Source organism: Duganella sp. BJB1802, assembly GCF_013369445.1.
Classification (GTDB): Bacteria; Pseudomonadota; Gammaproteobacteria; order Burkholderiales; family Burkholderiaceae_D; genus Rugamonas; species Rugamonas vulcania_A.
This window is the reverse complement of record NZ_JABWEF010000013.1, coordinates 178,743-202,010: the sequence shown is the minus strand read 5'-3', so window position 1 is coordinate 202,010 and position 23,268 is coordinate 178,743. Positions and strand designations below refer to the sequence as shown.

The window sequence follows — 23,268 nt, the reverse complement described above, 5'->3', positions numbered from 1 at the left end:
CGATGAAGGTCAAGCTGCCGTCGCTGCCACGGGTGCCCGTGGTGACGCACTCGCTGCGCGGACGCCTGCTGTGGTTCCTGCTGGCGGCGATCACCATGGCGGCCCTCGCGCAGGCCATGATCGCCTACCGCAGCGCGCTCAGCGACGCCGACCAGATCTTCGACTATCACATGCAGCAGATGGCGATGTCGCTGCGCTCCAGCGCCACGCTGACCAACAAGGCGGCCGACACGGCAGCCGATCCCGAGAACGACGACCTGGTGGTGCAGGTGTGGACGCCGGACGGCGCGCAGGTGTTCCGCTCGCTGTCGCGCGCGGCGCTGCCGCAGCGCGCCGTGCTGGGCTTCTCCAACGTCAAGGCCAACAACACCACCTACCGCATCTTCTCCGTGCAGACCAGCAACCAGACGGTGCAGGTGGCGCAGGACATGGCGGTGCGACAGCGCATGGCTGGCACGCTGGCGCTGCGCACGGTCGGCCCGATCGCCGTCATGGCGCCGGTGCTGATGCTGGTGGTGTGGTGGGTGGTCAGCGGCTCGCTGGCGCCGGTGTCGCGCGTCAAGCGGCAGGTGGCGGCGCGCCAGGCGGACGACCTGTCGCCCGTCTCCGAAAACGATTTGCCCGACGAGGTGCTGCCGCTGGTGCACGAGCTCAACCTGCTGTTCGGCCGCGTGCGCACCGCCTTCGACGCCCAGCAGCACTTCGTGGCCGACGCCGCGCACGAGCTGCGCTCGCCGCTGGCCGCGCTCAAGCTGCAGGTGCTGAGCCTGGAGCGCGCGCAGGACGACGCCGCGCGCAGCGTGGCCATCGGCCGCGTCACGGCCGGCATCGAGCGCGCCACGCGGCTGGTGGAACAGCTGCTGGTGCTGGCGCGCCAGGAAGGCTCGGCCAACGACGTCAAGCTGGAGCCGGTCAACCTGAGCGAGCTGGTCAAGCGCACGCTGGGCGACATGGCCGGGCTGGCGCAGGCGCGCCAGATCGACCTGGGCCTGCACCACGCCGACGACAACGCGTCGGTGGGCGGCCAGCCGGACGCGCTGATCATCCTGCTGCGCAACCTGGTCGACAACGCCATCAAGTACACGCCGGCCGGCGGCACCGTCGATATCGACCTGCGCCGTAGCGCCGGCGCCACAAAGGCGGCGACCGGCCGCGTGGTGCTCAGCGTCGAGGATTCCGGCCCCGGCATCCCGCCCGAGGAGCGCGAACGGGTGTTCAGCCGCTTCTACCGCGTGCCGGGAAGCCAGGCCGGCGGCAGCGGGCTGGGGCTGGCGATCATCAAATCCATCGCCGAGCGCCACGGCGCCGTGCTGACCCTGGGCCAGTCCGAGCGCTTGGGCGGCTTGCTGGTCAAGGTCGATTTTCCTGAGACTGCAAGGGTCACTCCAGTCTAAAATGCCAGTTTGACATGGCGTTGGAGCGGCGTATGAGGAAAATCGGCTTTTCGGGCACACTGGACCCTATCACCAACGGACACATGTGGGTGATGAACGAAGCCCGTTCGCTGGCGGACGAGGTGGTGGTCTTCCTGTCCGAGAACCCGGCCAAGAAGCCCAAGTTCACGGCCGAGGAGCGCAAGAGCATCATCGCCCTCAGCTGCGCGGAACAGGGCTGGGACAATGTGCAGGTGGTCATCGTCAAGGGCGACTACACGGCGCGCGCGGCCAAGAAGCAGGGCGTGCACTGCCTGATCCGCGGCATCCGCACCACCGCCGATTTCGACTACGAGAACCTGATCCAGCAAACCAACGTCGACGTGCTGCAGGGCGCCAAGACCATCTTCGTCATGCCGCCGCGCGACCTGGGTTCGGTGAGCTCCAGCTTCGTCAAGGCGCTGGAGGGCCCGATCGGCTGGAACTGGATCATGAAGAAGTTCGTGCCCGGCCCGGCCTACCACGCCTGGGTGCTGAGCTGGCTGCGCAAGGAGTGGGAAGCCCTGTGGGACTACGAGCACCGCGACGCCACCGCCATCGCCCACGCCGACCAGTGGTTCGTGCAGCTGACCGGCGCCACGGCCTACGGCGGCCCGGCGCGCCACTATCACAACCTCGACCACCTGGTGCACGGTCTGTGCGAGATCCGCGTGTGGGCCGCCAACACGCGGCCCGATCCGGTGGACGTGGACATCGTCAAGCAGGCGTTCTGGTTCCATGACGCCGAATACGGCCACAGCGGCGAACCGGGCGCGCTGACCAACGAGGAAGCCAGCGCCCAGCTGTGGCTGGGCAGCCACCTGGGCCAGGAGATGGCCGACGCCGCCGAACTGATACGCGCCACCGACCATTTCCAGGAAGCCTCGATCAGCCACCGCCTGAAGGACACCATGCTCAGCGTGGACCTAGCCATCCTGGGGCAGGACGACGAGGTCTACCAGAACTATGCGCGCGCCATCCGCCAGGAATACATCCACCTGCCGGACGCCAAGTACCGCGAGCAGCGCGGCGGCGCGCTGGCCCACCTGTGCCGCAAGGCCGAGGCCGGCCTGTTGTTTGGCAACGACTACTTCGCCGACCAGTACAACGAGCGCGCCATCGACAACATGCAGCGCGAGATGGAGCGCCTGGCCGTATCGTGAAATAATTTCATGTTGCCAGCCGTCATAGCGGGGGGACGCCCGGCGGCCGCCTCCGGTGAGAAAGTGCGTAGATTTTGATGCACATTGCGAACTATAGTGCATTGACTTTCCGCAAACTTTCTCAGGGGGCACTATGGCTGCAAATCTGCAAGTGGTGACGAATTCCGACGACGCGTTGCTGGCATGGACGCCCGATCCCTGGAGCGACGACCTGGTCGGCTTCCGGCTGGAACGCAAGGATTTGAAGACCGGCAACGTCACGGTCCTCAACAACCGCATCCCGGCGGGGGCCGACGGCACGCAGGTGCCGGTGGGCGGCGTGGCCTCGACCGCGTCGCCGATCCGCCGCTGCATGTGGGTGGACCACGACGTCGAACAGGCCGGCCAGGCCGCCTACCGGGTCACGCCGATGGCGGCCGGCGCCGGCGGCTTCGTGGTGCGCGAGGCCGAGGCCTCTCCCTGGGTGTCGGCCGAGGCGCCGGATAGCGTCGACGAGGGCGCGGCCGTGTACTTCAATCGCGGCACGATCATGTCGCAGGTGGTGTCGCGGCTCGCCGGCGGCGAGGTCAACGTCAAGTCGCTCAAGGCCCTGAAGGCGCATCTGGCCGAGCCCGGCTATCCGGGCCGGCGCTATCTGGCCGGGCAGGCGCGCCACGCGCTGCTGGACTTCATGGCCAACGCCGACCGGCGCGGCAACCACATCTACGCGGCGCTGTATGAGCTCAACGATCCCGAACTGATCGCCGGCCTGAAGGCGTTCGGCGCGCGCTGCCATCTGCTGCTGGGCAACGGCAGCTCCACCTTCGACGACACCGCGCACGAGCTGGAGTCGGCCGACGTCATCGTCAAGCACCGCGACCTGTCGCACACGGGCGCGTCCAGTCCCAGCGTGCACAACAAGTTCGTGGTGGAGGTCGACACCGCCAGCGGCCAGGCGCTGCGCATGCTGACCGGCAGCACCAACTGGACCACCACCGGCCTGTGCACGCAGCTCAACAACGTGCTGGTGCTGGAGCGTCCGGGCACGGCCAACCGTTTCTACCAGCAGTGGCGCAAGCTGGCCGAAGTGGGCGACGACATGCCCGAGCAGCTGCGCATCGACAACGGCAAGGCTTCGATCGACGGCAACATCACGACCTTGTTTGCCGCGACCAAGGACCAGGCGGAATTCGCGCCGGTGCTCGACGCCATCGCCAAGGCCAAGCACGGCGTGCTGTTCCTGATGTTCATGCCGGGCCAGTCGCCCTTGCTGGAGGCGCTGCTGGCGCGCGTGGCCGAGGCCGACGCGCCCTACATCCGTGGCGTGGTGTCGGCGGTGACGCAGAGCGAGAAGGGCGTGGTCACCGAGCACAACGCGCAGGTGATCGCCAACGGCGTCGATCCCGAACGCTTCCACAACGAGGTGCTCAAGCCGGACGGCCTGCCGCCGGCCAACCTGCCCAAGTGGGCGCTGGAGGAATTCCAGCGCGGCATGTACCTGAGCGCCGGGCTGAACGCGATCATCCATTCGAAGACGCTGGTGATCGATCCGTTCTCGGACGACTGCGTGGTGGTGACGGGTTCGCACAACTTCTCACCGGCGGCGTCCAGCAGGAACGACGAGAACCTGGTGATCATCCGCGGCGACAAGGCGCTGGCGCAGGCGTACGCGGTGCACATCGAGGGTGTGTACGACCACTTCGCCTGGCGCGCCTTCCTGTCGAACGGTGGCGATCCGGCGACCATCTATCAGCCGCTGACCGGCTGGCAGGGCGGCAACCGCGCCAAGGAACTGGCGTTCTGGATGAACCGGGCCTAGCTGCTTAGTGCGGCGGCAGTTCGATTTGCTCCTTGCGCGCGGCGATCTGGGCGCCGAGCGCATCGAGGTCCAGCTTGGTGTTGCGGGCTTTGGGGAACATCTCGCCTTCCTCTTCCTGGACATGGTGCTCGATCAGGTCCGACAGCACCTTGACCTTGGCGTCGTACAGATCGTCGGTGGCCTCCATCGCAATGATCTGTGCGATCAAGTCCTTGTCGGAGGCGTGCTCGACCAGGGCTTCGTCCATCAGGTCGTCCGCCTTGGTCGCGGCGCGCACGGCGGGGTAGAAGATTTCCTCTTCCGCCGTGGCGTGCTTGGTCAACTCGGTGCAGATCTGCAAGGCCAGCTTCTGCTTGCTGACATGGGCGCGATCGCCCAGTTCCTCGTATTGCTCGAACAGCGACTTGACGTGTTCATGGTCTTCCGTCAGCAGCGTGATGGCGTCCTGCGGCTCGGTCTCGGTGGGGAGGGGCTTGGGCATTTTGTCTTGCGGGCGGGAGGTGGTTCTCATATCGGCTCCTTGCGTGGCGAATGAAAGGGATACTGCGAACCCAGTCTAGGAGCGCGATCAACGACGGTCTGTGCGTTGTTCAACCTTGCCGCTGGCTGCGAATGGAAAGAACCTTGGTTTTCCTGAAGGCGGGTTTTTTCGCTGTCTTGCCGGCGATGCGGCTCTCGAAATATTCGCGTACTTCGACCAATGGGACGGATTCGCCTGACCGCAAATATTCGGCGTAGCTGGCGCTTGTTTGAGCGTCCAGAGCGTCCGGTCGTTCCAATTTCTCGGCGACGGCCAGCAGAATGAAATCCTCAGCTGTCAGCTTATTGACTTCGACGGCGCAGGCCAGGCGCTCGTTGAGTTCCTCTGAAACATGAATGGTTATCGTAGGCATGGCAACCTCCAGGCGCGAGACTCGATTTTAGCATCGCGCGCCTGGCCGGACTCGGTGTACATCAAGCCTGTCGTCAGAAGCGATTCCAGTTGTTGTGGCGGTGCTCGGCGGCTTCCTTGAGCAGGTAGCCGGCGCGGCGTTCGTCCTTCGGGCTGAGGGCATCGCCCAGCTGCACGGTCATCGCCAGCTCCTGGATCGCCGGCGGATATTCGTGCTCGGCCGCTTCCTCCAGCAGATGGCGCGCCTGGGCGTGGTCCTGCGCCACGCCGCGGCCGTCGCGGTAGATGTAGGACAGCAGGAACATCGCGTGCGGATTGCCCAGGTCGCTCGCCACCTTCAGCCACTGCGCCGCCTGCGCATCGTCGCGCGCGACGCCGTCGCCGTTCTTGTAGAGCATGCCCAGCATCAGCGCCGCCCGCGCGTGATGCTGCCTGGCCGCCATCTCATACCACGTCGCCGCAGCGGCCGGCGCCGCCGCCACGCCGGCCACGCCCACGCGCAGCATCTCGCCCAACTGATAGGCCGCATCCACATCGCCGCCGCGCGCCGCCTGCTCGAACAGCGTCAGCGACTGCGCCCGCTGCTCGGGACGGGTCTGGTACAACAGCGCCAGTTCGCGCTGCGCCACCGGCATGTTCTGCGCCGACCACGACATCAGCTTGCGCTCGGCGCTGGCATCGGCCTGCTGCATGGCCTTCATGCCGATCGTCTCGATTTGCGCCGAAGTCGGCTTCTCCTGCTGCAGCTGGCAGCCGAACAGGAACACGCCGGCCAGCAGGCCGATCAACGCAACGCCGGGATAATTTTTCACTTGCATGATAGTGACCTCACGATAAACGGAGCCGGCAGCGCCGGCCCCGTGCACCCACTTACTTGCTCAGATCGATGGCGTACTTGGCGAAGCCGCTGGCATCCAGCGCGCCCTCGGCCGTGACGGCGGTGATGCCGCTGCTCTTGGCCAGCGCCAGGTGGCCCGGCGCCGAGCGCAGGATCACCGGACCGGCGGTCGCCACCTTGACGAAGCTCCAGCTGCGCGCGCTGCCGTTGCCCGCCAGCGTGACCTTGCCGCTGGCCGCGCCCTGCGCCGTCAGGTAGTTGCTGACCACGGTCTGGTTGGCGTCCGGCGACTTGATGATGGTCTTGCTGCCGTCGATGCCGGGCACGGCGCCGCCGCCGCCCGCGCGGTAGTCGTTGGTGGCGACGATGAAGTCGTCACCATCGGCCACGGCCTTGCCCAGGTAAGTCAGGTTGACGATGCGGCTGCCGACCGGCTTGGTCACGTCGATCTGATAAGTCAGCGCATTGTTCTCGGCGTAGAACACGTCGTAGTTGTAGATCGTGCCGTACGACGGCACCAGGTCCTGCTCGGTGGTCTTGGCCGGATCGATCTGGCCGAACTGCTTGGCCGCCGTTTCCAGCCAGGCCTTCAGGTCCGAACCCTTGATCTTCACCGCCTGCAGGTTGTTGTTGCTGTACAGGTAGAGGTCGCCCGGATTGCGCACCTGCAGGCCGACCGGCGCGGCGGCGCTGGCGCCCGGCGCGACGTCGGTGAAGTCGGAAGGACCGTTGCGGCCCGCCTTGAACGGCGCGCTGCACGAGATCACCGGAATGTTCTTGTAGCTGGCGATGGTGGCGTCGGTGCTGGCGGCGATGAATTTCTTCACGTAGTCGAGCTGCGCCTGGTTGACCAGCTGGATCGCGCTGACGTCGCCGACCAGCGAGAAGTAGGCCGACATTTCGAAGTCGGTGCTCACGCCCAGCGGCTGCTTGGCGTAGGCGATGGTGGCCGCGTGCTCGGTGGCGACGATGGGCGCGATGGCCGGGTCGGCCTTGACGATGGTGGCGCCGTCGGCGTACTTGAAGCCGCGCGATTCCACGGTGGTCTTATCCTGCTGCACCACCCACTTGCCGCCGGTGTAGACCAGGGCCATCTTGATGATGCCCAGACGGCGGCCCCAGCTTTGCGCCATCACGGTCGGCACGCCGTTGACGAAGCCGTTGACGGCGTCGATCTTGGCGCTGGCCGGGAAGGCCGCGAACGATGGATCCAGCGCCGGCGCGCCGGTCTCTTTACCCTTCGGGAAGATCAGGTGCGAGTGGCCGATCAGCAGCGCGTCGATGCCGGTGCTGGTCAGGTGATAGCTGCCGTTCTCCATTTTCGGGCTGTAGGCGCTCGGGTCCAGGCCACCGTGCGACAGCGCCACCACCAGGTCGGCGCCCTTGGTGCGCATCTCCGGCACGTACTGCTTGGCCGCTTCCTGCACGCCGGTCACGGCGACCTTGCCGGCCAGGTTTTTCTGGTCCCAGTCCAGGATCTGCGGCGGCACGAAGCTCATGATGCCGATGTTCAGCTTGACGTCGACCTTGCTGCCGTCCGGCTTGGTGGCGCTGAAGGTGCGCGGCAGCAGCGTGTACGGCTGCACGATGGGCTTGTTGCTGGCCACGCCGGTGACGTTGGTCAGCACCAGCGGGAAGGCCGGCGCGCCGCAGGTGCCGCTCGGCTTGGCCACGCCGGGGATGCCGAAGTCGGTGTTGGTGATCTGGCTCAGCAGCGGCAGGCCGTAGTTGAACTCGTGGTTGCCGAAGCCGCCGCCGTCGTACTTCATGGCGTTCATGACCTTGTGCACGGCCATGGTGTCGGCGCAGGCGATCGGCTTGGTGACGGCCTGCATGTCGCCCAACAGCGTGCCCTGGATCACGTCGCCGTCGTCCAGCAGCACGTTGTTCGGGTTTTCCGCGCGCGCGGCAGTGACCAGGGTCGAGGTGCGCTCCAGGCCCAGGCTGGTGTCTTCCGCCAGCGAGTAGTAGTTGTAGCTCATCACGTTGGCGTGGATGTCGGTGGTCTCCATCAGCGCCAGCGTGACGGTCGTGCCTTCCGCGATGGCCGGCGGCGGCGTGTAATCGCCGCCGCAACCGACCAGACCCGCTGCCGTCATCGCAGCCAACATCACCAGATTTAGTTTCATCGCACCCTCAAAGTAAGAAAATTCAAGGGGGCGACTTTACCCAATCGACATGACAGGGCGATGACAAAAAGCAAAATCTAGTACGCCCAGAGCGGACCCGTCTTGCCGTTGACGCTGGCGCCCTCCATCACCACGAACACGCGGCGGCCGTAGAAGAAGGGCAGGCCCCAGTCGAAGTAGTTGCCGGTCCCGGCGGTGCCGCCGACCTGCGCCGCCGAGATGGTGGACGCCAGCTGCACCAGGTTGGCCACGTTGAAGTTCACCACGCCGCTGGCGCTGCCGTCGGCGGCGGCGTTGGTCGCGCTGAGCGACAGCGTGCTGGCCGGGCAGTAGAAATCGCCGCCCGAGCAGGTGCGTAGCGTGCTGTCGTTGAAGAAGTAGCCGTTCGAGCCGCTGTCGATGAAGCTGGCGCCGTAGGTCTTGCCCTTGTAGGTGGTGCTGAAGTCGCCGCCGCTGTTGGTGGTGAACAGCGTCTCGCCGGCGATGGTGTTGTTGGCCTGCGTGTTGACGCCGAAGATCAACGTGCCGCTGACCGACGTCAGGCCGGACGCGCCCACGCCGGGCAGCACCAGCAGCACGCCGTTGTTGTTCACCGCGAACGAGGCCACCGGGTTGCTGACCTGCGACGCCAAGGCCATGCTGCTGGCGGTGCAGCCGTTGCTGGTGCAGGCGTAGTAGGCGCCGCCGACCGCCGAGCGGGCGCAGCTGTCGCCGCAGTCCTGCTTGAACAGGCCGACGCCGAGCACGCCCTTGGCGCCCAGCGCCGCCAGCGTGCCGAGGTTGTTGCCGGCGCTGCTGCAGCTGGACGGCGTGGCGGCGTAGTTGGCGCCGCTGTCGCCGATCACCTGGATCGAGATGCCGGCGGCGGTCTCGTCCGCCATCTTGACGTCGGCCCGGCGCACCGCGCCCCAGGTGTAGCCGCTGATGAACTTGCCGCAGGTGCCGGCGTCGGCGCCGGATGGCGTCTGCACCGCCGGCAGGTTCAGCGCCGCGTCGAGCGGCGCCAGCAGGCGCAGGCCGTAGGAGCCGGTGTCGAGCAGCACGTGGTCGATGGTCTGGCAGGTGGTGGTGCCGGGCCGGCACACCGTCACGCTGACGTACGGGATGTTGATGGCGCCGTTGACGCCGGTCGGGCCGCTGTCGACCACGATGGCGGTGCTGTTGCTGAGCGGCGCGGTCACGCTGAGCGCGGCGCTGGCGTTGACGGTGCCGCCGTCGCCGGCGCAGGACAGCGTGTAGACGTAATTGCCCGCCACGCTGGACGCGATGCTGACCGAGCCGGAGCTGGCCTTGGCGCCGCTCCACGCGCCGCTCGCCGTGCAGGCGCTGGCGTTGGCCGACGACCAGCTCAGCACCGAGGTTTGTGCGGTGGTGATGCTGGCCGGCGCCAGCGTCAGGTTGACGGTGGGCGAGGGCGGCGGCGAACTGACGACCACGCTGGTGGTCTTGCTGACGCCACCGCAAGTGACGGTGTAGTAGGCGGTGCCGGCCGCGCCGGCCGTGACGGTGCGCGAGCCGCTGTTGTCCAGCGCGCCGCTCCAGGCGCCGGACGCGGTGCAGCCGGTCGTGCTTGGATTGCTGACGCTCCAGCTCAGTGTGACGACCTGGCCGACGGTGGTGGCGGTCGGCGTGGCGCTGATGCTGACCACCGGCGTGCCGGTGCCGGCCTGGCTGGTGGATTGCGTGGGCTGCGCGGCGGACGTCGCGGCGCCGCTGCCTCCGCCACCGCAGGCGCTGAGCATCAGCGCGAGCGTGAAGCTGGCCAGGAAGATGAACCAGGTCGAACCGGACGCGGCCAGTAGGCCGCGCTGACGGCGCGCCGCCGCAGCCGGCCGATGGTGAGGAACGGTGCATGCGCCTCTCCCTATTCGATGACGGACGTGTCGAAGCCGGCCGGCAGCGCGGCCGGGATCCACGCATGGCCGGCGAAGGCGCGCATGTGCCCGCCCGAGACGATCACCACATCCTGCTGCGCCAGCGCCAATTGAGAGTGCCCCGCCTTGGGACGCTTGGCGGCGGCGTTGGTCAGCACGGCGAACTTGTCTCCCAGCAGGGTGCGCAGGTCGGGCAGGGTTGGGCCGTTCCAGCTGACGGCGAACACCTTGCCGTCGGCATCGACGTATTCGCGCACCACGGTGCCGCTGTCGAGCGTGCTCTGGCTGACGGTGTAGACGGCCGTGCTGTCGCTGCCGGTGGCCGCCAGGCTGCGCGCGGCCTGCCTGACGGGCGTGGCGCCGAAATTGGAGGGAGAGCTGCCCAGCGCCGCATAGGCGAGCGCGCCTTGCAGCAGGGAGAGCAACAACATGAGTAGGAATGCCCGGCGCATCAATCGCTCCTGTGCCTAAGATGCAGGCAGTGTAAAGCGGCGCCGGGTTGGATGGCGTTAGCGATGTGTAAGCAAACGTTACACATCGATGGCTGGCTAAGATCGCGCCTCAGCGCACCAGGCAAGGGCGTTTGTTGTCGAACTTCCAGCCAGGCACCAGGAATTGCATCGCCACGGCATCGTCGCGCGCTCCGAGGCCCATGTTCTTGTAGGCTTGATGGGCCTTCTCCAGCTCGACCGGATCGAGCTCGATACCCAGGCCGGGCTTGGCCGGCACGTGTATCATCCCGCCCTTGATTTTCAGTGGCTCTTTGGTCAGGCGCTGGCCGTCCTGCCAGATCCAGTGGGTATCGATCGCGGTCACCTTGCCCGGAGCGGCCGCGCCGACGTGGGTGAACATCGCCAGCGAAATGTCGAAGTGGTTGTTCGAGTGCGAACCCCAGGTCAGGCCAAACATCTGGCACAGCTGGGCGACGCGCACCGAACCCTGCATGGTCCAGAAGTGCGGGTCGGCCAGCGGGATGTCGACCGATTGCAGCTGGATCGAATGCGCCATCTGGCGCCAGTCCGTCGCGATCATGTTGGTGGCGGTCGGCAGGCCCGTCGCGCGGCGGAACTCGGCCATCACTTCGCGGCCCGAGTAGCCGTTCTCCGCGCCGCACGGGTCTTCCGCGTACGCCAGGATGCCGTGCTTGTCGCGGCAGACGCGGATCGCATCCTTGAGCAGCCAGCCGCCGTTCGGGTCCAGCGTCACGCGGGCCTCGGGGAAGCGTTCGTGCAGCGCGACGATCGCCTCCATCTCCTCGTCGGCGGACAGCACGCCACCCTTCAGTTTGAAATCGTTGAAGCCGTAGCGTTCGTGCGTCGCTTCGGCCAGGCGCACGATGGCTTCCGGCGTCAGCGCTTCCTCGTTGCGCAGCCTGAACCACGCGTCATCGGCGCCTGGCTCGCTGCGATAGGCCATCGGCGTCTTGTTGCGGTCGCCGACGTAGAACAGGTAGCCCAGCATCTCGACCGCGTTGCGCTGCAAGCCTTCCCCCAGCAGCGCCGCGACCGGCACGTTCATGAACTGCCCCAGCAGGTCGAGCAGCGCCGACTCCATCGCCGTCACCGCGTGGATGGTGGTGCGCAGGTCGAAGGTCTGCAGGCCCCGGCCACCGGCGTCGCGGTCGGCGAAGGCGGCACGCATCGTGTTGAGCACGGCGTTGTAGTCGCCCAGCGTTTTGCCGATGACAAACGGTCGTGCGTCTTCGAGGGTCTGGCGGATTTTCTCGCCGCCGGGCACCTCGCCCAGGCCGGTGTTGCCGGCGCTGTCGGTCAGGATCAGGATGTTGCGGGTAAACCATGGGCCATGGGCGCCGCTGAGATTGAGCAGCATGCTGTCCTGGCCGGCGACGGGAACGACGCGCATGTCGGTCACGACCGGGGCGTTGGTGACGATGTGATTCATAAATTAACTCTAGCGTGGTTGGGATATTGGGTTCAACGAAGTCGTCAGCGAAACGCGTTTGATATCGCCGACAATGAACAGGTAACTGAAGATGGCCATCGCGGCATTGGCGCCGACAAACACCAGCGCGCCAGAGAACGAACCTGTATTTTGCACGATGTAGCCGATCACGATGGGAGTGGTGATGCCGGCGGTATTGCCGAAGGTGTTGAACAAGGCACCGCTCAGGCCGCCTGCTTCCTTGGGCGAGGTGTCCGACACCACCGCCCAGCCCAGCGCCCCGATGCCCTTGCCGAAGAAGGCCAGCGACATGATGGCGACCACCAGCATGTCGGTCTCGATGTAGTTACAGGCGATCATGCTCATCGACAGCAGCATGCCGATCACGATGGGCAGCTTGCGCGACACCGACAGGGAATAGCCCGCCTTGTTCAAGCGGTCCGACAGCCAACCGCCGCTGACGCCGCCCAGGAAGCCGGCAATGGCGGGCAGCGAGGCGACAAAGCCGGCCTTCAGGATCGTCATGTGGCGCTCCTGCACCAGGTACACGGGGAACCAGGTGAGGAAGAAATAGGTGAGCGTGGTGATGCAGTACTGGCCGATGTACACGCCCAGCAGCATCCGGCTGCAGAGCAGCTCCTTAATGCAGGCCATGGTATTGACCTGCGCAGGCTGGGCGGCGTGCGCTCCGCTTTCCAGGTCGACCAGCGCGCCGCCCTGCTGAAGGTACTGCAATTCGCTGGCGCTGATGCCGGGGTGGTCCTTCGGGCCGTAGATCGTCTTCAGCCAGATGAAGGCCATGAAGATGCCCAGCGCGCCCATGACGAAGAAGACACTCTGCCAACCAAACGAATGCACCAACCAGCCCATGATGGGCGCGAACAGCACCGTGGCGAAGTATTGCGCCGAGTTGAACACGGCGGCGGCGAGGCCGCGCTCGTGGGTGGGGAACCACGACGAGGCGATCCGGCTGTTGCCCGGGAACGATGGAGCCTCGGCGGCGCCGACCAGCAGGCGCAGCACGAACAGCAGCACCACCGCCGCGCCGCCGGTCACGAATCCCGCCGCGCCGGTGAACAGCGTGAAGGTGGACCACAGGAAGATGCTGAAGAAGTAGGTGATCTTCGAGCCGAAGCGGTCCAGCAGCCAGCCGCCCGGAAGCTGGGCCAGCACGTAGGACCAGGCAAAGGCCGAGAAGACAAAGCCCATCTGGATCGCGTCCAGGCCGAGCGCCTTTTTGATGTCCGGCCCGGCGATCGAGATCGTCGCGCGGTCCGCGTAGTTGATGGTGGTGATCGCAAACAGCATGGCCAGGATGACCCAGCGCTTGCGCGTTTGCGGCTTGATGAATTGAGCTTGTTCCACGGTATGCCCTGTCTCTGTTCTGCCGGTTTAGAAGGTGTGGCGCATGCCGAGGTTGTAGCCGGTGTTGCCGGTGCCGCTTTCCGTGTTGTTGGCGACCGTGTAGCCGGCGCCGTTTTTGTTCTTGATGTGGGCGTACGCCGCGTACAGCGACGTGCGTTTCGACAGGGGATGCAGATAGCCGATGCCCCAGGCATTGGCATCCTGGTTGAAGCTGGTGCGGTCATCCTTGTGCATTACCGAGCCCAATACCGTGCCCATCCCGGCCGGCATGCTGAAGCCCAGCAGGTAGTCGCGGCCATCGGTCGAAGCGGTCGGCTTGACGCCGCCATAAGGATTATTCGGATTGCCCAACGGCGCGGCGTTAAAGCCCTTGTCGATGCCGTAGCCGACATTGAGCTTGATCCAGCCGAAGTTGTAGTTCACGCCCAGCAGCGTGTTGCGGCCCAGGGTGCGGTCCACCGCCGGCGTGCCGCCGCTGGCCGCCACGTCGGAATTCTTGCTGTTGTAGGCCAGGCGCACGCTCAACTCACCCGTGGCATAGCCGATCGCTCCGCCGAACTGGCGGCCGGCGCGGATATTGGTCTGCTCGCCGGCGCTGTAGGACAGTTCGCCATCGATGCCATTCACGCGCGGCGAGGCATAGCTGATCGTATTGCTGGTGCGGACGTTCGTGCCGGAGTCCGGGAACAGGTTCTTGGAGGTGCCCGCGTAACCCGTGCTGAACGGGTCGACGATATTGACCAGCGTGGTGTGGTAGGGAGTGTACTGGCGGCCGAGGGCGACCGAGCCGAGATCGGTCTTCAGTCCGACGAAGGCCTGGCGGTTGAATATGGTGCCGGCCGCGTCGATCTCGCCGGTATCGATTTTAACGCCGGCCTCCAGCGTGAAGAAGGCCGACATGCCGCCGCCCAGGTCCTCGCTGCCACGGAAGCCGAGGCGCGAGGCGGAGCCGGCGCCGCTGGTGACCTTGGTGAGGTTGCCGGCGCTGCCGCCGCGTTCGCCAACGATGGCGGCATCGACGATGCCGTAGATCGCGACGTTGGACTGGGCGTGTGCCGTGGCTGCGCCCAGGGCGAGGGCAATAGCTGCCGCTGGTTTCATGCTGTCTCCTTGATTTGTGTATTTTTATGATTGGCTTGCAAATCAATCATAGGCTGGCATCTATGCATCACCAAACCAAAGAGTGTCGCCAGCAATTCAAATAATGAATCGCCGAGCGGGATCAGTCAGCGTGGAAAGTCGGCAGCACCTCGCGTTTAAAGACGCGTAAAACGGGGTTTTCGTTGTCGCGCCGGTGTACGCAGACCATGTGCACCGGTTCGGTCGCCATCTTCCTCATCACCAGACCGTTGAAGCCGAGCCGCACCGCGCCCTCGGCAATCAGCGCCACGCCCAGGCGGGCGCGCACCAGGGCCAGCATGGTATGCACCTGGCCGACGTGTTCGATAATGTCCGGCTCCACGCCGGCCTTGGCGAACCGCTCGCTGAGCATGTGATGGAACGGCCGCGCGTCGAACGGCGAGTACATCACGAAAGGCTTGCCGTGCAAGCTCTGCAGCGTAGGCTCCAGCGGCCAGTCGCCGGCATCGTCCTCGTGGATGGCCAGCATGAGCGCCTCGGTCACCAGCGGGATCGTTTCGAGTTCGGCGTTGAGCGTGTGGGGGCGCATCAGGCCCAGGTCCAGCTCGCCGGAATTGAGCGCCTCGACCTGCGCCGTGCTGACCAGCTCCTTCAACGTCAGGGAGACGCCGGGGCAATGTTCGCGCAGCCGCCGCACCACCTCGGGGAGCAGGCTGTAGCCCGACGCGGAGGTGAAGCCGATGGCGAGATGTCCCTGCTCGCCCTTGGCCGCGCGGCGCGCCGTGAGTGCCGCCTCATGCGCCAGCCGAAGGATGCGAACGGCCTCGGGCAGGAAAGCCTTGCCGGCGGCGGTCAGCCGGACCATGCGGCTGTTGCGCTCGATGAGCTCGGCGCCGACGCTGTGTTCCAGCAGGCGGATCTGGCGGCTCAATGGCGGCTGCGTCATATTCAGCCGCTCGGCCGCGCGGCTGAAGTGCAGCTCCTCGGCCACGGCGACAAAACAGCGCAGCTGGCTGATCTCAAACATTTTCCACCTTTCGTGAGGACATGAAAAAACCCCGAAAGTTGCAGGCAACTTTCGGGGCTTAGTCTACATGCGCGGAAGATTCCGCGCGCTGAAGCTTAGAACTTCACGTACAGGCGGCCGAAGTACGACGCGCCGTTCAGGCCGAACTGCACGCTCTCATACTTGAAACCGTTGTCGGTCTGGTCGGCGTTCTGCGACGTCGGCTTGACGTTGAAGATGTTGTTGCCGCCGAAGGTGAACTTCATGTTTTTGTTGATGGTGTAGGTGAAGCTCAGGTCGGCCGAGGTCTTCGATTCGTAGTGCTGGTTGGGCACACCGGCCGCCGTGCCGTCGAAGGTGCCCAGGGTCTGCGGGCCGAAGTGGATGATCTTCAGGTCGCTTTCCCACGGACCGGTCACGTAGTCGAAGCCCAAGGTGGCCTTCGAGCGCGGCGCGCCTTGCTCAATGTACAGGCGCTCCTTCTCCGACAGCAGCACGTCCTCGAAGCCCTTCAGCGAAGCCGGCGCGTGGATGCCGGTCACTTCCGTCTTGCTGACGTTGAGCGCCAGGAAGGTGGTCAGCTTGTTGGAGCCGAAGTTGGTCTTGTGCGACGCGGTCAGGTCCAGGCCCTGGGTCTTGGTGTCGACCGAGTTGACGAAGAACTGCGCTTCGCCCACGCCCAGCTTGGCCAGGCGCTCGGCCAGGTCGGGGTAGGTGTCGGCGTTGAAGCGGCCCGACAGCACGATGCGGTCCTTGATCTTGATGTCGTACAGGTCGGCCGTCACGGACAGCGCGGCGTTCGGCGTCCAGGTCGTGCCCAGCGTGAAGCTGGTCGACTTTTCTTCCTTCAGCTTGGGAATGCCGGCCGCGTTGGCGACGGTGCCGCCGTTCGGCGCCAGCACCACGTCGGTCGGTACGCCGCCGATGAAGTCGGTGAAGGTCGACGAGAAATAAACTTGTTGCAGCGACGGCGCGCGGAAGCCGGTGCTGGCCGAGCCGCGCAGCAGCACGCTGTCGGCCACGCGCACGCTGCCGGCCAGCTTGCCGGTGACGGTGGAGCCGAAGTCGCTGAACTTCTCGTAGCGCACCGCGCCCTGCAGCTTGACCGTCTTGTTCAGGTCAGCTTCCAGGTCGAGGTAGGCGGCGGTGCTGTGGCGCTTGGCGTTGACCTGGTCGGCAGGCTGGAAGCCGGGGAAGCCCTGGCTGCCGGCGTTGCCGCCGAAGCCGACGCCGTCGACGTCGTTGTACGAGCCCGGTTCGCCGGCGAAGATCTTGTAGTTCTCGCTGCGGTATTCGCCGCCGAAGGCCACGTTCAGGCCGTCGCCGACCAGGCCGTCGTAGTAGTGGTTCAGGTCGAGGTTGGTGGTCAGCTGCTGGAACGAGAAGCCGCCCGCGTCGAAATGGTCCGGGCTGATGCCCTTGCCGCCGGCCAGCAGGTCCTTGTTGGCGATCGAGGCGTTGATCGTATGGCTGATGTTGTACTTCATCTTGTTGTAGCCATAGGTCTGCGACACGTCCAGGTTCCAGTCGCCCACCATGCTGCGGTGGCCGAGGATGGCGTAGCGGTCGTCGATGTCGGCGTTGATGAACGGGACGAAGCCGTTCGGGTACATCGCGGCCGAGTTGCGGCTCGGGATGTCGTCGGAACCGACGCCGCCGCGCGCGAAGGCGGCGCTGGAGGCGTCGCGGGTCTGGCCGCCGGCGGTGAAGTACAGCTTGCCGGTGCCGACGGTCGGCAGTTCGCCGTTCAGGTAGATGGTCTGGTTCTTGGTCTTGCTGTCGCCGATGATGCGCGGATTGTCGGCGTCGGCGCGGTTGGAGCGGCCACGGTCGAGGTATTCGCCGGTGATGCCAAGCGTGCCGCCGTTGCCGATCTCGAAGCCGCAGTAGGCAGAGGTCAGGTAGTTCTTGCCGTCGCGCTTGGAGTATTCGCTGAAGCCGGCGACCGCTTCGCAGCCCTTGCTTTTCTTCAGGCCGATGTCCATCACGCCGGCGATGGCGTCCGAGCCGTACTGGGCGGCGGCGCCGTCGCGCAGCACCTGCACGTCCTTGATCGCCAGCAGCGGGATGGTGTTCATGTCGGTGCCGGTGTTGCCGCGGTTGCGCGCGCCGAACAGGTTGACCAGCGCGGTGGTGTGGCGGCGCTTGCCGTTGACCAGCACCAGGGTCTGGTCCGAACCGAGGCCGCGCAGCGCGGCCGAATCGACCAGGTCGGCGCCGTCGGAGCCGCTCTGGCGGGTCGAATTGAACGATGGCGAGATATAAGTCAGCGTTTGCGCCAGGTCGAACTGGCCGCCTTGTTCTGTGGACTTGCTCATCGGAATGATATCGACCGGCACCACGGTGTCGGTGGAGGAACTGGTCGCGCGGCGCGAGCCGACGATGCTGACCGACTGGATGGGGGTATCTGGCTTGGCTTCCGGCGCGGACTGCGCGAAGGCGGAGGGTGCGAGGCTCAGGGCGGCTGCGCCGTACAGGCTGAGCAGTACGGCATTACGAAGTGGCGTGGTGGCGAACAAGTTTTCTCTCCCGTGAAAAATTTGATTTTAGTCAAATCGCTCTGACGGAGTGGGGATTCTGACAATTTTGCGGGCAAACTTTATTTATTGTTGTTTTGCCGCGCCATAGTTGCTAGGCGGATGCGTAGTTTTACTTAGGTGCATAGGCGTAGCGTTAGATTGACTTGATATGAAAAGTTGCCATTGTGGCAGGCATCTCGGGGGCGTTCGGCAGTTCGATTGCTTTACCTTGTGCGGCAAGTTTCGATTTTGCGCGATCGAACAGCACTATGGCCTGCTGTGTCGGCAGATGGCGGGACATATACAGGAAGCCATCGACGTGTCGTGGATTGTTGAAGACTGCCAGCGCCCATTTCTGAGTTATTTTGTAGTCGCCCGATCCGGTCAGTCCTGCGTGGCCACCCATTCGCTTGAGTAGCGGACCGGTGAGGTCCATCAGGTCGAGTGTGCCCTTGAAGCGGTGCACCCAGCGTCGGTCTATCTCAGATTGGACGACGGGAAATTCACCGCGAACCGGAACCGCATCGTGCAGTAGCGACTCTGCAAGCGCAACGTCGAAAGAGAGGCTGAGGTAACAGCACTTGTATTCTGGTGAACCTGTACGACAGCCTGGTGCGTCGAAGCGGTTGCCGCCGCTGGCGCCGAAAAAGGGTTCGCCTGTCTGATGCCCTGAGATCCTGACGAGATCGGGAATCGTCATTCGGACAACGGGTAGAGTAGTGTCCGTCGCCAAGGCGCGGTCTGGCAAGGACAGTCGTTTCGCTGCCAATCAAGCCTCTTTGAATGCTTTGGCGGCGGCCAGGACATCCGCAAACTTCCCTTTTCGCAAAGCATCGAGTGGATTCTTTTTACTCAGCGAAAGACGTGGTGTTGTGAAGAATTGCCACTTGCTCGTACCCGGCAGGTGATTGAGTTCCTTGCAAACGGTTTCCAACTGGTCGCGTTCCAGTCCGTGGTCGGCAAAGAAGGCTGGGTACAGCTTGTTACGGCCGCCGGCGTCCAATGAAAACATCCGCAGGTCCCCGACGGCTTTATAGACGGCTTGAGGGGTCACACCCAGGAGTCCCGCGAGCTCCCGGGAATTAACCAGATCCCCGGTTTCGGCCAGGCGCTTGATGGAGGCTTTTTCATTTCTCGCGAGCTGGGTCAAGAACGCAGTATTTGCTTCAGGAGTGACGTTGCGAGCGGGCTGCGCACCAGAGGGCATGAACATACTGAAGATATGTTCGATTTCTTCCTTGGGAACTGGCTTGATGCCAGGTAGCTTTTGAGGTTGCATTGGTACCAGTGGCTGCTTGCGTTCCGCCGGGGCTGTAGTGTTGTGTTTAATCTCGATCAAATAAAAACCATTGCCGATATCGACACCGCGATTGGCGATTGTGTTCAAGGCTTTGACCACCGAGTTGTTGTCCTTTGTGCCCGCTGCCCCCTTCTTTGCTACCTTGCCGATTGCAGCCTTGCTCATGATTGCCTCCATTTTCAAGTCTCATTCTACGTCAAACAACTAAAACAACTAAAACAATCAAATGAGTACGTGCATTGCGACGGAGGGCTGCGCAGGGTGTATGATACTGTATAAAAACACAGTATATCACCATGAATACCATCTTGCCGGCCTACGCAGAGCTGTTCTGCATGACCAATTTCTCCTTTTTGCAAGGCGCGTCCAGCGCCGAGGAATTGGTCGCGCGCGCCGCGCAGCTGGACTATGCCGGCCTGGCCATCACCGACGAATGCTCGCTGGCAGGCGTAGTGCGCGCTCACGCGCAGGCCAGGGACGCCAACCTGCCGCTGCTGATCGGCAGTCATTTCCATCTGAAGAATCCCGACGGCAGCCCGGCGCTGTCGCTGCTGGCGCTGGCGCAGAACCGCGAGGGTTACGGCAATCTTTGCGAGCTCATCACGATAGGGCGCAACCGCGTGGCCAAGGGCAGCTACCTGCTCACGCCGGCCGACCTGGCGGCGCCTCCTCCGGCCTACGCCCACCTGAAGGGCCTGCCCGGGTGCCTGATGATCCTGCTGCCGCATTACCCGGCGTTTCAGCCGGACGATGTCGACCGCCTGCACGCGCAGGCGGCGTGGATGGAGGTCACGTTTCCGGGCCGTAGCTGGATGGGGCTGAACCTGCTGCAGCGCGCGCTGGACGAGGCGCACCGTCTCAGCATCGACGAGGTGGCGCTGCAACACGGCATGCCGGTGGTGGCGCTGGGCCATGTCTGCATGCACGTGCGCTCGCGCAAGCCGCTGCTCGACACCCTGTGTGCGGTGCGGGTCGGCAAGCCGGTGGCCGAGTGCGGCTACGCGCTGGCGCAGAACGCCGAGCAGCACCTGCGCTCGCGGCTGCGGTTGGCCAACCTGTATCCGCCGCAGGCGCTGGCCGAAACGCTCAACATTCTCCAGCAATGCAAGTTCAGCCTGAGCGAGCTGCGCTATGAATACCCGCACGAGCTGGTGCCGCCGGGCCACACGCCGGGCAGCTATCTGCGGCAGGAGGTGTATGCCGGCGCGCAGCGGCGCTTCCCTGCCGGCGTGTCCGCCAAGGTGCGCGGGCAGATCGAGAAGGAGCTGGAGCTGATCGCGGAACTGGAATACGAGCCGTACTTCCTGACGGTCTACGATATCGTCCGCTACGCCCGCTCGCAGGACATCCTGTGCCAGGGCAGGGGATCGGCGGCCAACTCGGTGGTTTGCTACTGCCTCGGCGTGACCGAGGTCGATCCCGAGCGCAGCAACATGCTGACCGGACGTTTCATTTCCCGGGAGCGCAACGAACCGCCCGACATCGACGTCGACTTCGAGCACCAGCGGCGCGAGGAGGTGATCCAGTACATCTACAAAAAATACGGCGCCGACCGCGCCGCGCTGGCGGCCGTGGTCATCAGCTACCGGCCCAAGAGCGCGCTGCGCGACAGCGGCAAGGCGCTGGGCGTGGACCTGGCCATCGTCGAGAAGGTGACCAAGGCCCACCACTGGTTCGACAGCCGCAACGACCTGCTGGGCCGGCTGGCCGAGTGCGGGCTGGATCCGGAATCGCAGCTGGCGCAGCAGTGGGCCGCGCTGGCGATCGCCTTGCTGGGCTTCCCGCGCCACCTGTCGCAGCATCCGGGCGGCTTCGTCATCTCGCACGAAAAATTGTCGCGCCTGGTGCCGATCGAGGCCGCCACGATGGAAGGGCGCTGCGTGATCCAGTGGGACAAGGACGATCTTGAAGAGCTGGGCCTGATGAAGGTGGACGTGCTGGCGCTGGGCATGTTGTCGGCATTGCGGCGCGCGCTGGCGCTGGTGGGCGCGCAGCGCGGCGCGCCGTTCCGGATGCAGGACATCCCCAAGGAGGACAAGGCCACCTACGCCATGATGTGCGAAGCCGACACCATCGGCGTGTTCCAGATCGAGTCGCGCGCGCAGATGAGCATGCTGCCGCGCCTGCGGCCCAAGGAGTTCTACGACCTGGTGATCGAGGTCGCGCTGGTGCGGCCGGGGCCGATCCAGGGCGGCATGGTGCATCCGTATCTGCAGCGGCGCATGAACGCCAAGCTGATCGATTCCCCGCCGGGACTGGATGAAGCGCTCAAGCGCACGCTGGGCGTGCCGATTTTCCAGGAGCAGGTGATGCAGATCGCCGTCATCGCCGCCGGCTTCAGCGAGGGCGAGGCCGACCAGCTGCGGCGCGCGATGGCCGCGTGGAAGCGCAAGGGCGGGGTCGACAAATACCAGCAGCGCATCATGGACGGCATGCGCGAGCGCGGCTACGACGAAGCCTTCGCCGCCGCCATCTGCGAGCAGATCAAGGGCTTCGGCGAATACGGCTTCCCCGAATCGCACGCCGCCAGCTTCGCGCTGCTGACTTATGCCAGTTCCTGGCTCAAGTGCCACGAGCCGGCCGCCTTCCTGTGCGCGCTGCTCAACAGCCAGCCGATGGGTTTCTACAGCCCGTCGCAGCTGGTGCAGGACGCCAAACGCCACGGCGTGCAGGTGCGCGAGATCGACGTCACCGTCAGCGGGTGGGACAGCTCGCTGGAGGAGCGGGTGGGCCAGCGCAACCAACCGGCCGTGCGGCTGGGCTTGTCGCTGATGAAGGGCATGCGGGAGGAGGCGGCCCGGCGCATCGAGCGCGAGCGCGCGCTGCACCCGTTCGCCGGCGTGGCCGACCTGGCGCGGCGCGCCGACCTCGACCGTCACGACCTGCAGGTGCTGGCCGCCGGCAACGCGCTGCAAGCGCTGGCCGGCAACCGGCGGCAAGCGCTGTGGCAGGCGGTCGGCGCCATGCCGGACAAGGATTTGCTGCGCCCCACCACGCCGGTCGAGGACCTGCCCGCGCTCAGGCCGCCGACCGAGGGCGAGGACATCCTGGGCGACTACCGCTCGCACGGGCTGACGCTGGGCCGCCATCCGCTGGCGCTGCTGCGGCCCAAGCTGCTGGAGCACCGCTTCATGCCGGCCGCCACGCTCAACACCTACACCAACGGCATGCTGGCGCGCGCCTGCGGCATGGTCACGGTGCGCCAGCGTCCGGGCACGGCCAAGGGCGTGCTGTTCATCACCATTGAGGATGAGACCGGCAGCGTCAACGTCATCGTCTGGCCGGCGCTGGTCGAGCAACAGCGGCGCGAAGTGCTGGGCGCGCCGCTGCTGGGGGTGTATGGCGTCTGGCAGCAGGAGGGCATCGTGCGCCACCTGGTCGCCAAGCGGCTGGTCGACATGTCCCACCTGCTGGGACGGCTGCCGACCGTCAGCCGCGATTTCTGCTGATCAGCGCCGCAGGCCGGCGCTGCGGTCGGCGTTGGTGCCGTAGTAGGTGTGGATCTGGCTGGCCCAGGTCTGGTTGGCCATGTCGGGCCAGTGGTCGGAATCGAAGCCGGGGGCGCTGTCGATGCGTTCCTTGTCCAGGTTGAGCGTGAAGCGTTTGTTGACCGTGTCCAGCGCCAGCGCCTCCCACGGCACGGCGAACAGTTTCTCGCCCAGCGTGAACACGCCGCCGTGCGACATCACCGCATAGGCGATGCCGCCGGTGCGCATGTCGAGCATGATTTCCTTGATCTCGCCGAGGTGCTCGTTCTTCAGGTTGTGGACGTGGTTGCCGATCAGCGTGTCGGCGCCCATCAGTTCCGGGCCGGGGCCCTTGTGGCCATGGTCGACGTACATGCCCAAGGCATCGAGTTCTTCGTAGTTCATTTTGACCTCCTGGATTATCAATGAGTCATCATTTTTGACCGATCGGACAGGGCGGTCTGTACGGTGCAGCACAGTGACGGTGGATGGGCGCGGCGAGGGGCGGGCACGCCCGGGCGCG

At 65.3% G+C, this 23,268-nt stretch carries 18 protein-coding genes; 4 read left to right on the top strand and 14 right to left on the bottom strand.

Annotated features, from left to right (window positions below; genetic code table 11):
• Positions 1 to 2 precede the first annotated feature (2 nt).
• From HUX88_RS20815 to HUX88_RS20805, 3 genes are all read left to right on the top strand, one after another.
• The gene (locus HUX88_RS20815) at positions 3 to 1,394 is read left to right on the top strand and encodes an ATP-binding protein (protein WP_176363011.1); all 1,392 of its coding nucleotides are present in this window, start codon (positions 3 to 5) and stop codon (positions 1,392 to 1,394) included.
• Between the two features lie 14 nt (positions 1,395 to 1,408).
• Positions 1,409 to 2,575 (top strand): pantetheine-phosphate adenylyltransferase, encoded by a 1,167-nt coding sequence (gene coaD, locus HUX88_RS20810; RefSeq protein WP_308937136.1) that lies wholly within the window; start codon positions 1,409 to 1,411, stop codon positions 2,573 to 2,575.
• Positions 2,576 to 2,708: 133 nt separating this feature from the next.
• The gene (locus tag HUX88_RS20805) at positions 2,709 to 4,373 is read left to right on the top strand and encodes a phospholipase D-like domain-containing protein (RefSeq protein ID WP_176362991.1); all 1,665 of its coding nucleotides are present in this window, start codon (positions 2,709 to 2,711) and stop codon (positions 4,371 to 4,373) included.
• 4 nt (positions 4,374 to 4,377) lie between these two features.
• Here HUX88_RS20805 and HUX88_RS20800 read toward each other — a convergent pair whose 3' ends face one another.
• The 13 genes from HUX88_RS20800 to HUX88_RS20740 form a co-directional block, all read right to left on the bottom strand.
• Positions 4,378 to 4,884, bottom strand: coding sequence for a hemerythrin domain-containing protein (locus tag HUX88_RS20800; RefSeq protein WP_176362990.1), 507 nt, complete (start codon positions 4,882 to 4,884; stop codon positions 4,378 to 4,380).
• A gap of 79 nt (positions 4,885 to 4,963) precedes the next feature.
• On the bottom strand, positions 4,964 to 5,266 hold the full coding sequence (locus tag HUX88_RS20795; RefSeq protein ID WP_176362989.1) for a CopG family transcriptional regulator: 303 nt from the start codon (positions 5,264 to 5,266) through the stop codon (positions 4,964 to 4,966).
• Positions 5,267 to 5,339: 73 nt separating this feature from the next.
• Positions 5,340 to 6,083 (bottom strand): tetratricopeptide repeat protein, encoded by a 744-nt coding sequence (locus HUX88_RS20790; RefSeq protein WP_176362988.1) that lies wholly within the window; start codon positions 6,081 to 6,083, stop codon positions 5,340 to 5,342.
• Between the two features lie 52 nt (positions 6,084 to 6,135).
• Positions 6,136 to 8,232 carry a bifunctional 2',3'-cyclic-nucleotide 2'-phosphodiesterase/3'-nucleotidase gene (locus HUX88_RS20785; protein ID WP_176362987.1) on the bottom strand — a complete coding sequence of 699 codons (2,097 nt, stop codon included), beginning with the start codon at positions 8,230 to 8,232 and terminating at the stop codon, positions 6,136 to 6,138.
• A gap of 77 nt (positions 8,233 to 8,309) precedes the next feature.
• Positions 8,310 to 9,974, bottom strand: coding sequence for a DUF3443 domain-containing protein (locus tag HUX88_RS20780; protein ID WP_176362986.1), 1,665 nt, complete (start codon positions 9,972 to 9,974; stop codon positions 8,310 to 8,312).
• A 122-nt stretch (positions 9,975 to 10,096) separates the two neighbouring features.
• Positions 10,097 to 10,537: a DUF2844 domain-containing protein gene (locus HUX88_RS20775; protein WP_229219437.1), complete on the bottom strand. Its 441-nt coding sequence runs from the start codon at positions 10,535 to 10,537 to the stop codon at positions 10,097 to 10,099.
• Positions 10,538 to 10,667: 130 nt separating this feature from the next.
• Positions 10,668 to 12,008, bottom strand: a complete 1,341-nt coding sequence (gudD, locus tag HUX88_RS20770) for a glucarate dehydratase (protein ID WP_161095404.1) — start codon at positions 12,006 to 12,008, stop codon at positions 10,668 to 10,670.
• Positions 12,009 to 12,017: 9 nt separating this feature from the next.
• Positions 12,018 to 13,316, bottom strand: coding sequence for an MFS transporter (locus HUX88_RS20765; protein ID WP_176363010.1), 1,299 nt, complete (start codon positions 13,314 to 13,316; stop codon positions 12,018 to 12,020).
• 84 nt (positions 13,317 to 13,400) lie between these two features.
• Positions 13,401 to 14,474, bottom strand: coding sequence for a porin (locus tag HUX88_RS20760; protein WP_176362984.1), 1,074 nt, complete (start codon positions 14,472 to 14,474; stop codon positions 13,401 to 13,403).
• A gap of 121 nt (positions 14,475 to 14,595) precedes the next feature.
• Positions 14,596 to 15,480, bottom strand: a complete 885-nt coding sequence (locus HUX88_RS20755) for a LysR substrate-binding domain-containing protein (protein ID WP_117011519.1) — start codon at positions 15,478 to 15,480, stop codon at positions 14,596 to 14,598.
• 95 nt (positions 15,481 to 15,575) lie between these two features.
• Positions 15,576 to 17,978, bottom strand: a complete 2,403-nt coding sequence (locus tag HUX88_RS20750; protein ID WP_176362983.1) for a TonB-dependent siderophore receptor — start codon at positions 17,976 to 17,978, stop codon at positions 15,576 to 15,578.
• A gap of 154 nt (positions 17,979 to 18,132) precedes the next feature.
• Positions 18,133 to 18,678 carry an RES family NAD+ phosphorylase gene (locus HUX88_RS20745; RefSeq protein ID WP_176362982.1) on the bottom strand — a complete coding sequence of 182 codons (546 nt, stop codon included), beginning with the start codon at positions 18,676 to 18,678 and terminating at the stop codon, positions 18,133 to 18,135.
• 69 nt (positions 18,679 to 18,747) lie between these two features.
• A complete protein-coding gene (locus tag HUX88_RS20740) occupies positions 18,748 to 19,443 on the bottom strand; it encodes a hypothetical protein (protein WP_147330509.1) in 696 nt (231 codons plus the stop codon).
• Positions 19,444 to 19,574: 131 nt separating this feature from the next.
• Here HUX88_RS20740 and HUX88_RS20735 point away from each other — a divergent pair, with 131 nt between their 5' ends.
• Positions 19,575 to 22,727, top strand: a complete 3,153-nt coding sequence (locus tag HUX88_RS20735; RefSeq protein WP_176362981.1) for an error-prone DNA polymerase — start codon at positions 19,575 to 19,577, stop codon at positions 22,725 to 22,727.
• Here HUX88_RS20735 and HUX88_RS20730 read toward each other — a convergent pair whose 3' ends face one another.
• Complete coding sequence (locus tag HUX88_RS20730) at positions 22,728 to 23,150, bottom strand: PRC-barrel domain-containing protein (protein WP_176362980.1); 423 nt, start codon at positions 23,148 to 23,150, stop codon at positions 22,728 to 22,730. It lies immediately after the preceding gene.
• Between the last annotated feature and the right edge of the window lie 118 nt (positions 23,151 to 23,268).

Coding starts and splice junctions, on each gene's coding strand:
- gudD (WP_161095404.1), bottom strand. CDS start 12,008: ATGAATCACATCGTCACCAACGCCCCGGTCGTGACCGACATGCGCGTC.
- coaD (WP_308937136.1), top strand. CDS start 1,409: ATGGCGTTGGAGCGGCGTATGAGGAAAATCGGCTTTTCGGGCACACTG.
- HUX88_RS20760 (WP_176362984.1), bottom strand. CDS start 14,474: ATGAAACCAGCGGCAGCTATTGCCCTCGCCCTGGGCGCAGCCACGGCA.
- HUX88_RS20815 (WP_176363011.1), top strand. CDS start 3: ATGAAGGTCAAGCTGCCGTCGCTGCCACGGGTGCCCGTGGTGACGCAC.
- HUX88_RS20795 (WP_176362989.1), bottom strand. CDS start 5,266: ATGCCTACGATAACCATTCATGTTTCAGAGGAACTCAACGAGCGCCTG.
- HUX88_RS20790 (WP_176362988.1), bottom strand. CDS start 6,083: ATGCAAGTGAAAAATTATCCCGGCGTTGCGTTGATCGGCCTGCTGGCC.
- HUX88_RS20740 (WP_147330509.1), bottom strand. CDS start 19,443: ATGAGCAAGGCTGCAATCGGCAAGGTAGCAAAGAAGGGGGCAGCGGGC.
- HUX88_RS20785 (WP_176362987.1), bottom strand. CDS start 8,232: ATGAAACTAAATCTGGTGATGTTGGCTGCGATGACGGCAGCGGGTCTG.
- HUX88_RS20745 (WP_176362982.1), bottom strand. CDS start 18,678: ATGACGATTCCCGATCTCGTCAGGATCTCAGGGCATCAGACAGGCGAA.
- HUX88_RS20765 (WP_176363010.1), bottom strand. CDS start 13,316: ATGCTGTTTGCGATCACCACCATCAACTACGCGGACCGCGCGACGATC.
- HUX88_RS20735 (WP_176362981.1), top strand. CDS start 19,575: ATGAATACCATCTTGCCGGCCTACGCAGAGCTGTTCTGCATGACCAAT.
- HUX88_RS20800 (WP_176362990.1), bottom strand. CDS start 4,884: ATGAGAACCACCTCCCGCCCGCAAGACAAAATGCCCAAGCCCCTCCCC.
- HUX88_RS20780 (WP_176362986.1), bottom strand. CDS start 9,974: ATGCTCAGCGCCTGCGGTGGCGGAGGCAGCGGCGCCGCGACGTCCGCC.
- HUX88_RS20730 (WP_176362980.1), bottom strand. CDS start 23,150: ATGAACTACGAAGAACTCGATGCCTTGGGCATGTACGTCGACCATGGC.
- HUX88_RS20805 (WP_176362991.1), top strand. CDS start 2,709: ATGGCTGCAAATCTGCAAGTGGTGACGAATTCCGACGACGCGTTGCTG.
- HUX88_RS20775 (WP_229219437.1), bottom strand. CDS start 10,537: ATGTTGTTGCTCTCCCTGCTGCAAGGCGCGCTCGCCTATGCGGCGCTG.
- HUX88_RS20755 (WP_117011519.1), bottom strand. CDS start 15,480: ATGTTTGAGATCAGCCAGCTGCGCTGTTTTGTCGCCGTGGCCGAGGAG.